14 protein-coding genes and 1 pseudogene are annotated in these 14,173 nt (G+C 54.0%); 10 read left to right on the top strand and 5 right to left on the bottom strand.

Features of this window, described 5'->3' with window-relative positions:
• Window positions 1–210 precede the first annotated feature (210 nt).
• Window positions 211–666: a ferritin-like domain-containing protein gene (locus GBK04_RS26010; protein WP_152764824.1), complete on the top strand. Its 456-nt coding sequence runs from the start codon at window positions 211–213 to the stop codon at window positions 664–666.
• Window positions 667–1,119: 453 nt separating this feature from the next.
• Here the strand turns inward: GBK04_RS26010 and GBK04_RS31160 are convergent, their stop codons facing one another.
• The 4 genes from GBK04_RS31160 to GBK04_RS26030 all read right to left on the bottom strand — a co-directional run bounded on the left by GBK04_RS31160 (window position 1,120) and on the right by GBK04_RS26030 (window position 5,586).
• Window positions 1,120–1,299, bottom strand: coding sequence for a hypothetical protein (locus GBK04_RS31160; RefSeq protein ID WP_373331358.1), 180 nt, complete (start codon window positions 1,297–1,299; stop codon window positions 1,120–1,122).
• Window positions 1,300–1,340: 41 nt separating this feature from the next.
• Entirely contained in the window at window positions 1,341–2,216 is an 876-nt protein-coding gene (locus GBK04_RS26015; RefSeq protein WP_373331359.1) for a serine hydrolase domain-containing protein, read from the bottom strand.
• 186 nt (window positions 2,217–2,402) lie between these two features.
• Window positions 2,403–2,567 (bottom strand): type II toxin-antitoxin system prevent-host-death family antitoxin, encoded by a 165-nt coding sequence (locus tag GBK04_RS26020; protein WP_152764826.1) that lies wholly within the window; start codon window positions 2,565–2,567, stop codon window positions 2,403–2,405.
• Window positions 2,568–3,183: 616 nt separating this feature from the next.
• A complete protein-coding gene (locus GBK04_RS26030) occupies window positions 3,184–5,586 on the bottom strand; it encodes an ABC transporter permease (RefSeq protein WP_152764828.1) in 2,403 nt (800 codons plus the stop codon).
• A gap of 579 nt (window positions 5,587–6,165) precedes the next feature.
• Between GBK04_RS26030 and GBK04_RS26035 the strand changes: the two genes are divergently transcribed.
• The 7 genes from GBK04_RS26035 to GBK04_RS26065 all read left to right on the top strand — a co-directional run bounded on the left by GBK04_RS26035 (window position 6,166) and on the right by GBK04_RS26065 (window position 12,999).
• Window positions 6,166–6,894 (top strand): DUF6088 family protein, encoded by a 729-nt coding sequence (locus tag GBK04_RS26035; protein WP_373331360.1) that lies wholly within the window; start codon window positions 6,166–6,168, stop codon window positions 6,892–6,894.
• Window positions 6,891–7,862, top strand: coding sequence for a nucleotidyl transferase AbiEii/AbiGii toxin family protein (locus tag GBK04_RS26040; RefSeq protein WP_152764832.1), 972 nt, complete (start codon window positions 6,891–6,893; stop codon window positions 7,860–7,862). Before GBK04_RS26035 ends, GBK04_RS26040 begins: the two co-directional genes overlap by 4 nt.
• 813 nt (window positions 7,863–8,675) lie before the next feature.
• Window positions 8,676–9,155 (top strand): recombinase family protein, encoded by a 480-nt coding sequence (locus tag GBK04_RS26045; protein WP_152764834.1) that lies wholly within the window; start codon window positions 8,676–8,678, stop codon window positions 9,153–9,155.
• Window positions 9,156–9,282: 127 nt separating this feature from the next.
• Complete coding sequence (locus tag GBK04_RS26050; protein ID WP_152764836.1) at window positions 9,283–10,008, top strand: DUF3784 domain-containing protein; 726 nt, start codon at window positions 9,283–9,285, stop codon at window positions 10,006–10,008.
• Window positions 10,009–10,297: 289 nt separating this feature from the next.
• Window positions 10,298–11,209 carry an oxidoreductase gene (locus tag GBK04_RS26055; protein ID WP_152764838.1) on the top strand — a complete coding sequence of 304 codons (912 nt, stop codon included), beginning with the start codon at window positions 10,298–10,300 and terminating at the stop codon, window positions 11,207–11,209.
• Window positions 11,210–11,221: 12 nt separating this feature from the next.
• Window positions 11,222–12,178, top strand: coding sequence for an SDR family oxidoreductase (locus GBK04_RS26060; protein WP_152764840.1), 957 nt, complete (start codon window positions 11,222–11,224; stop codon window positions 12,176–12,178).
• 32 nt (window positions 12,179–12,210) lie between these two features.
• The gene (locus GBK04_RS26065) at window positions 12,211–12,999 is read left to right on the top strand and encodes a helix-turn-helix domain-containing protein (protein WP_373331361.1); all 789 of its coding nucleotides are present in this window, start codon (window positions 12,211–12,213) and stop codon (window positions 12,997–12,999) included.
• Window positions 13,000–13,040: 41 nt separating this feature from the next.
• Here the strand turns inward: GBK04_RS26065 and GBK04_RS26070 are convergent, their stop codons facing one another.
• Window positions 13,041–13,391 (bottom strand): winged helix-turn-helix transcriptional regulator, encoded by a 351-nt coding sequence (locus GBK04_RS26070; protein ID WP_152764844.1) that lies wholly within the window; start codon window positions 13,389–13,391, stop codon window positions 13,041–13,043.
• Between the two features lie 116 nt (window positions 13,392–13,507).
• On the opposite strand from GBK04_RS26070, the gene GBK04_RS31165 reads away from it, so the two are divergent.
• On the top strand, window positions 13,508–13,642 hold the full coding sequence (locus GBK04_RS31165; protein ID WP_373331362.1) for an NAD(P)-dependent oxidoreductase: 135 nt from the start codon (window positions 13,508–13,510) through the stop codon (window positions 13,640–13,642).
• 12 nt (window positions 13,643–13,654) lie between these two features.
• Window positions 13,655–14,140: pseudogene (locus tag GBK04_RS26075) on the top strand (NAD(P)-dependent oxidoreductase); the annotation flags it as partial.
• Window positions 14,141–14,173: the final 33 nt, after the last annotated feature.

Genomic DNA, 14,173 nt, shown 5'->3' on the forward strand with positions numbered 1-14,173 from the left:
GGACTCAGCCGGTTGCCGGTGCGCCCCCTTCCCGCCACGTGCGTACTTCTGCGGTAGCCGATGGGAAACGGTCCTTGACCAAATCCGGCCGAAGGTGTCGGGGCTTATGGCTGTTCTGCAGTTGGCGGCCCGTGTCTTTGAAACGGGGTGGATCGCAGGCCTTGGCATGGTATTTTGCACTGCGGTAATCCAAACTAAAAATAAACCATCATGGCAACTACGGAAAAGGCAACAGCGCTAATCAACGATCTGATAGAAATCAACAACGACCGCGTCGCGGGTTTTGAAAAAGCCCTGGAGGATATCGAGGAAGAGAACCTCGACCTGAAGGCGGTTTTCCAGGGTTATGCCCGGCAAAGCCGGCAGAACGCGCTTGAGCTGGCCGCGCTCGTCGATGATCCTCAACAGGTGGAAACGGGTGAGAGCGTGAGCGGTACGCTGCACCGCGCCTGGATCGACGTGAAATCCCTGTTTGGCGGCAGCGACCGGGCCAGCATCCTCTCGGAAGCCGAGCGCGGAGAGGACGCCATCAAAAAGGCCTACCGCGATGCGCTGGCCAGCGGCGATCTTCCTGCGGGCGCCCTGGGCACAGTGACCAGCCAGGCCGAAAAGATCAATGCCGCCCATGACGAGGTCAAGGCCTTGCGTGATGCCGCGAAGGCTTGATCCGATCGAAATGGAACAAGCTGGAAGCCGCCTCCTTCGGAGGCGGCTTTTTTGGGTCAACTTCCGGCCATCCACGCCCGATCGCCTCCGATTGTTTGTCCAGATCTGCATGGTACCACACGGTCCAAAGGCTGTCGTAAGCCCGCAGGGCATTTTGTTAAACAGCATAGGGCATCGGGCCGACTGTCCAAGCGTGTCTCACTTTCCCAGGTAGGCCGGCCAGAAGCCAATCGAACGTGATCATGGGACTAAAAAAGATTCACCAGGTGACGAAAGAGGCGTATTTTTGTCCGATGGCGCAGCCAATCTGCGGCGGTTACAAAGCAAACTGCCACTGCATGTTCTGCATATTCCGGATGGGTCATGGTCATGCGTTTTACGGTCTTGCCCCGGCCCGCCGAAGCGGCGGTATGTTTTAGTACGCACCCTTGGGCACAACCAATCTGAGAGCGTCTAGGGGTGGAGGATCTCCCGCACCTGATCGATGGCCACCCGGTTTTTGAAGGTGTCCATGTTCTGAAGGATGATGATGGTTCTGCCGCTATCCAAATGCCGGTCGAAGTAGTGGATGTAGCCCGCCCAGCTGCCGGAGTGGCCGGCCAGCTTGCCATACTTTTCATCTTGTCTCAGCATCCATCCGAAGCCGTAGTCCGTGTTACGGCCGTCCTGGGTCTTCACGTTTTTGAAAATCTGCTCTCGGTCCTGGGGCCGATCAACCGGTCGGTGTACAGGGCCTGGTCCCATGTGAGCAGGTCCCGCGCCGTCGAGCTCACCCCGCGGTCCCCCACCATGCCGTCGAGGAAGTAGGTGAAGAACCCCTTGCCGTAGCTGTCGGGTGTCACTTTGTTGCCCAGGCTGTCCAGGAGGTACCCCTGGGCGTAGTTCTCGACCTTTCGTGGTTTGTATTTACCCTGATACACCAAAGAATGGTTCATGCCCAGAGGTTTGAAAATCTTCTGATCGAGAAACCCGGCGTACGGTTGGCCGGAGACCCGCTCGATGATGCTGCCCAGCAGCACATAGCCCGTATTGCTGTAATTGAATTTTTCATCGGGCTGGAAAAGGACAGGGGGCTGCACCCGGCCGAATGCCTCGATCACGTCCTGGTTGGTGGCGAACCGGCTCTTGTCCCAATGGGCGATGAAGTAATCCGCGTAGTTGGGCAGGCCGCTGGTGTGGTGGAGCAGGTGGCGGATGGTGATCCGGTCGTAGTGAGCCAGTTCGGGCAGGTAGCTGGCCATGGGGTCGTCGTAGGCCAGCTTGCCCTGCTTCTGCAGGAGCACGATGGCCATGGCCGTGAATTGCTTGGAGAGGGAGGCCAGCTCGAAGACGGACCCGGGATCCAGCATCCGGTGGGACTGCTCGTCGGCTATGCCGTAGCTTTTCTCAAAAACGGGCGTGCCTTTTTCGGCAATGAGCACATTGCCATTGAAATTCCCCTGCCGGTGCAGCTTCGAGAACAGGCTGTCCAGCCGGGCGGGCCTGCTTTGGGCCAGGACAGGGGTGGCCAGCCAAGCGCTTACCCAGAACAGGAACAGTAGTTTCTTCATATTTTTGGAAAATCGCTTATGGGGAGAGCCAAAAATATAAAGCTCATATATAATTAACAAGCATATATAATTATATCTTAAATGGATGGAAGGAGCAGCAGATGGGCCGATCATCCACAGTCATGACTTTTCATTCCCTTCCATTTCCGGGACCCGCATCCTCCTGCCTGTTCCCTGCCGTTTGGTCTACCCCTCTGTCTCGCATGTTGGCGATGAAGCTTCCATTCGGAGATGCTGTCCCCAGTCCCGGACCGCTACCAGGACGGCGACAGCCTTGCCCTGCCGGGTGACCAGGGTGGGCTCGTGCAGGTAGGCCGCCCGGTTAAGCAGGTCCGGGAGCTGTTCGCGCATCTACTGTGCGGTCAAGCTGCTGATTTCGTTGGTAGACCGCCCGGCGGCCCGGCTCTATTTTAAGAACGTTGGCAAAATCACACTGCTCATTGCGGTTGTTCCGGGCCGCCGGGCGGTAATGGCCTATGTTCTGTCCTTACGTGAGGCATTTGAGAGTGGCTCGCTAAAACAAAAGGTGTACCGTTACGGTAGCTCATCAATGGCCGTGTCGTTCTTTCGTCAAGGCATCACCAGTCTGCGCCGTCATGTTCAGTCACTGGTAATATTTATCCGCTACTTGGAGACCATCGAGCAAAGGCTCATAATACCCAAATGGGTCTATGTCCAGTTATCTGAAACTCTTGTACCATTTATACAAGATACCCCATATCTATGATTATTATAATTGCTGGGCTCATAAGAGCATAACAAAGCTTGGGGTCTGGCCGATTCCTGCAATTCATCCGGATGCAACTCCGGCAGTCTATCCTGTATCGAGAATCCATACGGTGGGTTTCGTCCGATCGCTCGAATCGCCATTCCAGGCATTCACGCATTCCTACAATTACTGCCGAAAGGATTTGGCGGGACAGTATTCTTTTGCCCGCAGTGCACGTAGGATGAGTCATGAGGCGGGTCACTGCACCCTGAGGTATTCGACGGGGTTGGCCACTGCCGCCCGCAGTGCGTGCCCCAGCACGGTCAGGGCGGTCACCAGCACCGTCAGGCCCAGCGTGGCGGCGGGTAGCCAGACTCCCAGCGTGATGCGGTAGGCGTACTGCTGCAGCCAGCTTTCGGTCAGCCACCAGCCCAGCGGCGCGGCCACCAGGAAGCCCAATATGATCAGCCGGCCGAATTCCCGGCCGAACAGCCACAGCAGCTGCGCCGTGCGCGCACCCAGCACCCGCCGCACGCCGATTTCCTTGGCCCGGCTTTCGGCCATGAACGTCACCAGCCCGTAGAGCCCCACGCAGCTCATGGCCATGGCCAGCAGGGCAAAGGTTCGCACGAAGCCCGCCAGCAGCCGCTCCATCCCCAGGAACGACTCCAGCAGCTCATCCAGGCGGTCGGCCTTGTAGACGCGGTCCGGCAGGGCCTTGTCCCACACCCGCCGGATGGCCGCCGGGGTGGTGGGCGGGCACGCCGCCGACAGGGTGAGCACGGCCAGGGCCGTGTGCCCCAGGTCGTGGACCAGGGTGACGGGCAGGACGGGCTGGTTCAGCCTGCCGCTGCGGAAATCCCCCACCACCCCCACGATGACCCGGTCGGCGTCCTTGACCCGCATCCGCCGGCCGACCACGGCCCCGAGCGGCGAAACGCCCAGCTGCCGCACGAGCGTTTCGGTGACCAGCACCTCCTGCGCCGTGGTGTCGGTGGAGCGGAAGTTGCGCCCGGCCACCAGGGACAGTCCGAACGCCGGCAGGTAGTGTTCGTCCGCGGCCCGCAGGCGCGTCTCGAAGGGTTCCGCCTCGGTGGCGGTGTGGTAGCTGAAGGGCGTGGGCCGGTTGTAGGGCGAAGCGGGCGGATCGCTGCCGAACGTCACGCTCTGCACGCCGGGCAGCTGCAGCCATTCCTGGCGCAGTTGTTCGTACGGGACGGGCTCGGGCGGCGACAGCCAGACGGTCAGCATCCGTTCGTGGCGGAAGCCCCAGTCCACGTGCTGCATGTGGCCGAGCTGGGCGTTGATGACCAGCACCGCCGTCAGGAATAGTTGGGACAGGACGAACTGGCCGGCGATCAGCGTCCTGCGCAGGGTGAAGCCGCCGGCAGCCCGGGGGGCCGGCAGGCCGGTCAGGACTTGGGCCGGCTTGAACCGCGACAGCACCCACGCCGGATATAGGCCGGCCGCCAGCACGACGCCGGCCGCCAGGCCCAGGAACCAGCCCAGGCTTTGGGGCCGCAGCAGGTCCGCCGTGGAGATGGCCGGATGCAGCGCCTCGACCTGGGCGGCCAGCGTCCGGTTGACCAGCGGCAGCGACAGCTGGGCCAGAATCAGCGCCACGGCGACCGCCAGGACGGTCAGCAGGGCGGTTTCGAGGAGGAGTTGCCCGATCAGCTGGGTCCGGCTGCTGCCGACCGCCTTGCGCACCCCCACCTCCCGGGCGCGCTGCAGGGCCTGGGAGGTGGCCAGGTTGATGTAGTTGACGCAGGCGGCCAGCACCAGCAGCAGCCCGACGGCGATCAGGGCGTACAGCACGGGGCGGGGTGCCATCCCGCTGCGTTCATGGTTGAGCTCCCCCAGGGGCAGCAGGTGGTAGGCGAACTGCGCGGCTTTGCCGGGGGGCAGGTGCTTTTTGCGGACCGCGTCCAGGGCGCCCGTCAGCTGCCGGGGGCTGGCCCCCTCGCGCAGCAGCACGAAGCACATGCTCTGCAGGCCCTCCCAGTCCCGCATCGCCCCTTCCGGCTCCAGACCCGGCAGCGTCGCGTAGGAGATCAGCGCGTCGTAGCGCAGCTGGGTGTTGGGGGGCGGGTTGCGGATGAGGCCGGTCACGGTGAGCTCCACGCGGTTGTCCAGCCGCAGGGTGCGCCCGATCGGATCGGCCCCCTCGAAGTACTTGCGGGCGTAGCGTTCACTGAGCACCACCGTATTGGGGGAGGCCAGGGCCGTGCCGGGGTCGCCCGTGACCCATTCGACCCGGAAGTGGTCGAAATACTGGGGTTCGGCGAAACAGACGTTGCGGGCCTCGTTAAATTTCTTCATCCAGCCCCGCTTTCCGCCGGGGACGCTGAGGGTGCGCCCGAAGACCGTTTCGAGCCGGGTGGCACTCGCCACAAAGGGGTAGTCCTGGCGCAGCACTTCGGCCAGCGGGCGCGGGGCGGCATCGGTCTGCAGGGTGCTCTCCCGCTTGATGTCGGTGACCACCCAGAAGGAGCGGTCCATGTGGGGGTGGTGGCGGTCGAAGCTGAACATGTAGTCGACCACCAGGAAGATCACCAGGCCGCTGGCCAGCCCCAGCGACAGGCTCGCCAGGCGGATCAGGTTGGCCTGGCGTTGGCGCCACAGGCGCCGCAGGGACAGGGTGAGGTAATGGGCCAGCATGGGCAGATGAAGGATTGCGTCTAGGCATTCATATTACACATGCAATTATATATAGATATATCATATATAATAAAATTCTATATACAATTTTCTGTTTCTACCCCAATGACTACAGGGTACCGCCTCACCGGACCCGGCCCGGCAGTCGGTCCCGTGGTAACTGACTACGCCCTTGGGTGAGCCTGACGTAAGCGCGTCAAGCTGTGGTTTCGGTCCATGGACAAGGGTGGCCCCCGATCCTCAACGATGTATGGGCCATGCAGGCCAAAGGCCTAATCCTATCGCGATGAGAATTTCGTGTAGCCTGAAAGACCGTGCAGGATCCTTGTACGGCATTCTCAGCGCCATGTGTATAAAGGGGAGGACACCCGCCCAGCAGTTAAATGGAGTGGACTCTGACTTTGACTTTCTACGTCCGATAAGTAAACCGGATTTACGGCAACGGCACGGTACGCCGTCGCGGGACCGTCCGAAATGTGCTAACTACCCTAAAACAAAGCATACCAATTCACTGTACCTTGTTTGTCAAGTATATTATACACAAAACTTGACAACCCATTCGCAACATGCTATCTTTACATGATGAGCATTTCAGAGACCATAGCCCGGCAGGTGAAAACCATACCCGAAGACACAACTTTCGGCTACGCACAGCTGCGCATCGGGCCCGATGAGTTCTTTTCTACGGCCAAGGCTTTGGAGCGCCTGCAGAAGAAAGGGGTCATCAAACGCATAGCGAGGGGGCGGTTTTACCGTCCCAGGAAAACCGTCTTCGGGGAGAAGCGGCCTGATGAGAGCCAACTGCTTAAACCTTACCTATTCAACAAGGGCAAGCGCACCGCCTATATCACCGGGCTGACGCTCTACAATCAGTTGGGACTGACGACCCAGGTGCCTTCCACCATTCAGATCGCCAGCCGGGAACGACGCAACCTGAGCAAAGTGGGCGGCTTGGAAATCAAGGGAGTGAAAAGCTATGTCGATGTCACAGAGCGGAACTACCGGATGCTGGGTTTCCTGGATGCCATGAAGGATTTGAAACAGATACCCGACGTTGATATGAAAGCCGCCCTTACGCTGTTTAAGAACCGGATCAGGGAGTTGAGCCAGAAAGAACGGCGGGACTTCGTTACTTATGCCCTATCCTATCCGCCGCGTGTCAGGGCATTACTGGGGGCTATCCTTGAAGAGCTTTCCTATCCCCGGGATGCCACAGAATTGAAGGAGAGCCTAAACCCCTTGACCAACTATGCCCTGGGGATTGACGGCACTTTGCTCAAAAGCGCCTCCAACTGGAATATCATATGAAACTGCATGAGGAACCGGATATTTTCAAAGATGCTGTTTCCCTGACAGCGGAATCTATGAGATTGCCCGAAATATACGTGGAGAAAGATTACTGGGTCACCCTGGCCCTCCACCGTATCTTCACCAGCCCCCTGGCTGAATTTGTCGTATTCAAGGGCGGCACCGCTTTGGCCAAGTGCCATGCTTTCATCAAGCGTTTTTCCGAGGATGTCGACCTGGTGGTGGTCAAGGACCCGGCTCTGACCGCCAACCAGTTGAAACAACGCCTGAAGGCCATCAGCAATGCCGTTGCGGAGGTGCTACCGGAAATTGAAAGAGAAGGGATCACCAACAAGAAGGGGATGATCCGTAAGACCGCCCATTCGTACTCGCAGGTTTTTGCGGGCGAATTCGGCCAGGTGAGGGACATGATTATCCTGGAATCGAGCTGGCTCGGCTCACCGGAACCTACGGAAAGAAGCAAAGTCAGTTCCTTGGTTTATGACATGATGGTGGCGAAGAGGCAGGACGCCTTGGCCGAAGAATACGGTCTGACGCCTTTTGGTGTTTCCATCCTGGCACCAACCCGAACCCTGTGCGAAAAAATCATGAGCCTGGTCCGGTTTTCCCATACCCCCGAACCGGTCAGCGATTTACGGAACAAAATCCGGCACGTCTACGATTTGCACCAACTCCTGCAGCAGCAGGACATGGCCCTTTTCTTCCAGTCAGCGGCGTTTGACCAGATGCTGCACAAGGTCGCCCAGGATGATGAAGTGAGTTTCAGGAACAACAAGGAATGGCTTTACCATCATCCGGCACATGCCCTTGTCTTTGCGGATTTGGAAAAAATATGGCCGCAGCTCAGGGCCACGTACAATGGGCGGTTCAAAAGCCTGGTTTATGGGGACTTGCCGGATGAGCAGCTGATATGGGGAAGCCTATCCAAAATAGGAGAGAGGTTGCAGAAGATTGAATGGAAGGTGTGATTGGGCAGCCATCACTACAAAGCTCCCCTCTGTGCTTCTACCAGATCGTAGTGTACCAGCATCACGACCCGCCCCACCGGCATATTAACATATGTATTAACTGAATACCGGTTGCCCAAGGGTATGCTCACACCCATTGGTCTCTCCGTACGTGTTTCCCAGGCCTGCGTTTAGTGGGGCCTGGGTTGAAACAGCGGTTCATATGCGATTTGAATCCTTTATGATACGGCGCCGAAGCCGCCTGACAAGGGAAGTCCTCGTCCGCAGTCAGGTGATCGTAAGGGGTTTGGATCTACAAGGTTGCGGTCCTTGCCCGCTGGGTGGGATTTTACGCCGAGGGGCCCAAACCCCGGAGGTCGTACGGATTGCTCGGAACGCCTTGGTGTTCATCGAGGTGAGGCTTCCGGTGATGGGAGAGATTAATGGAAAAGTTGGACCCGCAGGGGACGGGAACCCACTCTGTTTCCAAAAGATAAGCCCGTGTGGAAGAATGGTGTCGACTCGCGCTGACGCCACTCTACCGCATTAAGGCTGTTCTTTTCAGCACTTATCCGGTCATCAACCACGATCCGGGATGACTGGTGGTTTTCTTTATTTTGGCTTGTGCGTCTCGGTTCATCTAGTATATAAAAAGGCAATCCTACGCGGTGGCTCTGCTCTTTCCCCACCCCATCGATCGACGCTCAGACCTGTTCTATCTAGGTCAGTGCCAAATTGAACGATTAGGAATAGTGCTTTTCAACGAACCCACCGTCCTATCTATACACCATAGGAGCGTATCAAAAAGTGTGGGGCAACTGATGCAAGCTATCAATGGCATCCGGGTTTTCGCCAAGTTGCGGAGCAGCTTATCCAGACAGCCGCTTAACTGCCCCACACTTTTTGATGCTCTCCACAGTAGTCGTATCGAGATTCTTCCGATTAGGTAGGAGCAGGGATCATCTTATCAACTTGGTCGGAGATTTTGCCAAAAAGGGGATTATCTTCAAGGCGCTGGATTTAGGCATTGATTTTTCTACTCCGGCAGGGAAGATGGTGATCGGGATTTTTGCATCTCTCGCAGAATACGACAGAGAAATGATTCTCGAGAAAACAAAAGCTGGACAACTATTGGCAAAAGCTAAGGGAAAGCATATTGGCAGACCGGGTGGGGTAAATGAGGGAAACTTCTTAAAGGTGAAGCGCGGATTCGAAAAGGGACTTTCTGTCTCAGAGATTGTGAGTCTGACAGGTATTAGTATTTCCAGCGTGAAGCGGTATAGAAAACAATTGAATAATAGCATTCTTCGCTGAAAGGCCGTCTTCACGCTTACGTTCATAATAACGATTGCTCTGTTTTTATGGCTTTTACATCACATTACTTCGGCAGAAATTGCTTGATTAATACAGTGTTGCAGCTGAATTCACAACCCTTACAATTATGATTTTTATCGCCTTTATCTTATCGCTGGTTTTTGGCTCAATTGGTTTTGTGGTGACCAAAAATAATGCGCGGTACATTCTGTCCGGGTACAATACAATGTCGGAACAAGACCGGCAACAGTTTGACATTACTTCTTACCTGGCCTACTTCAAAAAGTTTCATCTGATTTTGGCGGGGGCGCTGCTGGGCGGTGTTTTGTTGCTCAGCTTAATCAACAATAATTGGGCAAGCATATTCATGATAGAATTCCCGCTTTGTGCCTATCTGTACTTTCTGATCAGCACGAGTGCGCATTATCATACTACCACTAAGCAAAAGCAAGGTACTTACATCGCTGGAGGGGTGCTTTCGATAATTATTCTGGTTTTAATGTTTGAAAGCTTTACGGATTACAAAAGCAGTGAACTCGTACTTGGACCAGACATGCTGGAAATCCGGGGTTCTTTCGGCGTAACCTTAAATAAGGCCGAAGTAATTGGGTACGAACTAGTGGACAAGCTTCCTGAAATCGCCTATAAAACAGGTGGTTTTGCTGCGGGTGACTATGCAAAAGGAAAATTCAAGACCAAAAACGGAAAGTTCATTTGGTTGTATGTAAATAAAAATGTAAGTCCCTATTTACTAATCAAAAGTTCAAAAGGTGAAATTTACTACAATCACGATAAAACCAGACCGAGCACATTCCGTGAGCAACTAAGGAACTGGCTTGGCGCAACACGATAAAAGTTTTGCCATGCCGCAACTTGACTTCGCTGCCCGGACCGACTGTTATGGAACTTTGAGCAACTCGCCACTTCTGACTCTTCATAGAAATGTCCATTATTTGATGGCGCAAACTGGCTCATCGCTGTATGGACAGTAATGCAATCTTGTAACATTCGGTTATCAGAAGACGTAGCTCTTACCACAACGGCTTGTTGAAACTTGGACTCTACAACAAAATAAAGTTGGCCCTCACAACAAAGCCTTCTTCTACCGCAGTGTCGAAATTTGCCTAAAAAACGAATAAGACATGTGGACAAGAGACAACATCCCCGACCTTACTGGCAAAATTGCCGTTGTAACCGGTGCCAATACAGGCATTGGCTACGAGACCGCCAAGGCATTGTATGAAAAAGGGGCCGATGTAACAATCGCTGCGAGAAATGAACGGAAGGCCGCAGCAGCGGCACAAAAAATCAGGCAGGAGTCCGGCGACGGCGGCAGGCTGGACATAGCCATACTTGATCTTGCCAGCCTGGACCAGATCGAAACATTTGCAGAGCAATTCAAAGCTACTTACAAGCAACTGGACATCCTTGTCAACAATGCAGGTGTGATGATCCCTCCACCATCTTTAACCGATGACGGCTTTGAAATGCAGTTTGGGGTCAACTTCATAGGACATTTTGCACTTACCGCGCATTTGCTGCCGCTATTGCTGGCGGCCCCTGCGGGAAGGGTCGTTACGCTGACCAGCGGGGCTGCGACACTGGTGACAGGAATTGATTTTGACAATCTGAGGCTGGAAAAGCCTTATGATGAATGGCGGGAGTACGCCACCAGCAAACTAGCGGACATCATTTTTACTTACGAGCTGGACAGGAGGCTTAAAGCAGCCGATTGCCCGATTTTGTCCCTCGCAGCGCACCCCGGAGTGGCCCGCACTGACCTGCAAAGACACATCCCGGGTGAAATTTTGACTGGCCTTTTCAACCACTACAAGACCGTCATGGAGCCCTGGCAAGGCGCATTGCCCAGCCTGTTTGCGGCAACCGCCCCCGCGGTAATGGGCGGGGAATTTTACGGCCCTGATGGCGAGCAAGAATACGCAAGATATCCTGTATTGTCCAAGCATTCGACACCCGCGATGAAAAATCCTGAACTGGCAACGCAGCTTTGGGAATATGCACAGTCGGCGACCGGGCTCAAATTTCAATTTTAAACAATCACAATCATGAATAGCAAAGTATTAGTTACGGGCGGCACCGGATTTGTCGCCATTCACACGATTCTGCAATTGCTGCAACAAGGTTACCAAGTCAGGACAACGCTGCGCACCCTGTCGAAAAAGGACAAAGTAATCCACGCCTTGCGAACTGCCGGGATTACTGAATTTGATCAGCTGTCGTTCCACCAGGCCGAATTGACGGCCGACGATGGCTGGGGTGACGCTGTCAAAGACTGCGAATATGTATTGCACATCGCTTCGCCCTTTCCCGCCAAGGACCCCGAGGATGAGAATGAACTGATTATTCCCGCCAGGGAGGGCGCTTTGCATGTATTAAGGGCTGCCCGCGACTCAGATGTCAAAAGGGTGATGCTTACCTCGTCTTTTGCAGCGATCGGCTATGGGAGAGGCCTGCAAAACCATGTCTTTACCGAGGAGGACTGGAGCGATGAACAGGCGCCACTTGCCGCATACATCAAATCAAAAACACTGGCAGAAAAAGCAGCCTGGCAGTTTATTGAAAACGAGGGAGGTGCTATGGAACTCACGGTGATAAATCCAGTAGGCATATTCGGGCCGACAATTGGCGGTATTTCGTCGGCTTCACTGGACACAATCGTTAAAGGGATCATTGGCGGAGTGGTGACAGAAAGCCCTGATTTTACCTTCGGGGTCGTCGATGTTCGCGACGTGGCCGATATCCATGTCAAGGCAATGCTACACCCGTCAGCAAGTGGGCAACGTTTTTTGGCGACATCTGAGGGTGTGATGAGTTTTTACGATGTGGCGCAGCTCATCAAAGCAGAGCGGCCGCATTTGGCAGTCAACATTTCGGATATGACCCCTACGGACAAAAAATATTATATAAAATTATCCAATCAGAAAGCATTTCAAATGCTTAACTGGAAGCCGGTAGACAAACAGACTGCGCTTTTGGCCAGTATCGATAGTCTTTTCAAATGATTACCTTTGGGTTAAAACAGCAGCCATTAAATTTGAAAGTCAACAACATACAATCCTGCCATCTGGGCCCGGAAATATCGCCGGAGCAATTCATTTCTGAACATTTTTTTCTCTACCTGCTGACGGGTTCAATGAAGGTGTTCGATGGTAACAAGCATTATCAGATGGTACCTGGCGATTACTGTATCGCCAGGAAAAACCATCTGGTCCGCTATACGAAGTACAAAGACAATGGCGCTTTTGAAAAAATTATCATCACCCTGGACGAGCCATTTCTAAGAACGTTCCTGGACCGTCACCCCTTTGACGTAAACGCTTTTGACAAAAGCGACTCATTCCTGTTTATCAAGGAAAGTAGGCTGATCAAGAATTACATCCATTCACTGGAACCCTACTATACGGGAGATCTGGTGTTAGACGAAAATTTCGCCGACATCAAGCGTGAGGAGCTGCTGATGATTATCTTAAAATCTGACCCTGGCCTGGCTGGTGTTTTCTTCAATTTCGGTGCACCAGCCAAGATCGACCTGCAAGCCTACATGAACCGGAATTTTCGCTTTAACATCAGTCTGGAACGCTTTGCTTTTCTGACGGGCCGAAGCTTGTCATCTTTTAAGCGGGATTTTCAGAATGCTTTCGGCAGCAACCCGGGAAGCTGGTTAAAAAAGAAGCGGCTGGAGGAAGCTTATTTTCAGATCAGCCAGCAAGGACAAAAGCCAAGCGATGTTTACCTCGAAGTCGGCTTCGAAGATTTGTCGCATTTCTCTTTTGTTTTCAAAAAGGAATTCGGCCGGTCTCCGTCGGAAGTGTTGCAGCAATAATGCAAGCAGGGACAAATAGGCTCTCATCCTGCCACTAACCATTAATTCATGATTATCTCCCTGTGGTTCGAACCCCAATTTTTGAGAGCGCTGAGCACACTTGCGAGTGAATGGCAATACTCGGTTAGTTTGTATTCTACCTTCGGCGGAAAAGCCTCATGCACGGTGCGGATTACCAATTTGTTCGTTTCAAGGTCTTTTAATTCTTTCGAGAGCATTTCATCGCTGATCCCAGCCAACTCCCTGGATATTTGTCCAAAACGCTTCGGACGGTCCGATAAAATAATCAGGATCGGCAATTTCCAGTTGCCACCGAGCACTTCCAGGGCATCTCTGACCGGAAGAAGTGCGGCACTACATTCTTGTTGAAGTGTTGGGTCGGGTGTCGTCATTTTGGTATTTCCGATTATGATCTACTTTCTGGCGAGTTAGTGCTTTCCTCAACGAAAGCTTCTCTAAGCAGCCGTCAAATGTGGGTAGGTTTGCAGCGTATCAAATTTTTAAGTTCATGAACATTACCATATTTGGTTCGACGGGTAAAACCGGCAGGATCGCGACCATTAAAGCCCTGGAAAAAGGCTTCCAGGTTACCGCCTACGCAAGGGACATCTCAAAGCTGGGTATAGTCCACGATCGATTATAAGTTGTCGAAGGAGACCTGCGCAATGAATTGGCAATTGAAACGGCAGTTCAGGGGGCAGGTGCCGTTCTTAGTTTTCTTGGACCAAAGGGTAAGGTATCAGATACCACACTGAGCGATGGCGTCCTGCGCATTGTACAGGCGATGGAGAAACACCACGTGAACAGGCTTGTCGCTTTGGGCACACGAAACATTGAAGTCGCGGAAGATGGGCCGGACCTTAGATTCTTTATCATGGTTACATTGTTGAAGCTGCTTGCAAAAGGTACTTATCAAGAAGTAATCAATATGGGGAAACACATACAGCATTCGAAGTTGGACTGGACCATTGTTCGGGTACCCTGGCTGACGGACGCGCCTGCTACCGGCAAGCTCCATGTGGGTTACTTCGGCCAAAAACAAAGCTTGAAACATAGCCGGGAGGATATGGCGGACTTCTTTTCAGATCAGATCAACGATCAAGCCTATATAAAAAAGGCACCTGCATTGAGTAATGCTTAACGCAAGGTTGTAAAGAAAAGCAGCCGGCGACAG

The sequence above is a fragment of the Salmonirosea aquatica genome, assembly GCF_009296315.1.
Classification (GTDB): domain Bacteria; phylum Bacteroidota; class Bacteroidia; order Cytophagales; family Spirosomataceae; genus Salmonirosea; species Salmonirosea aquatica.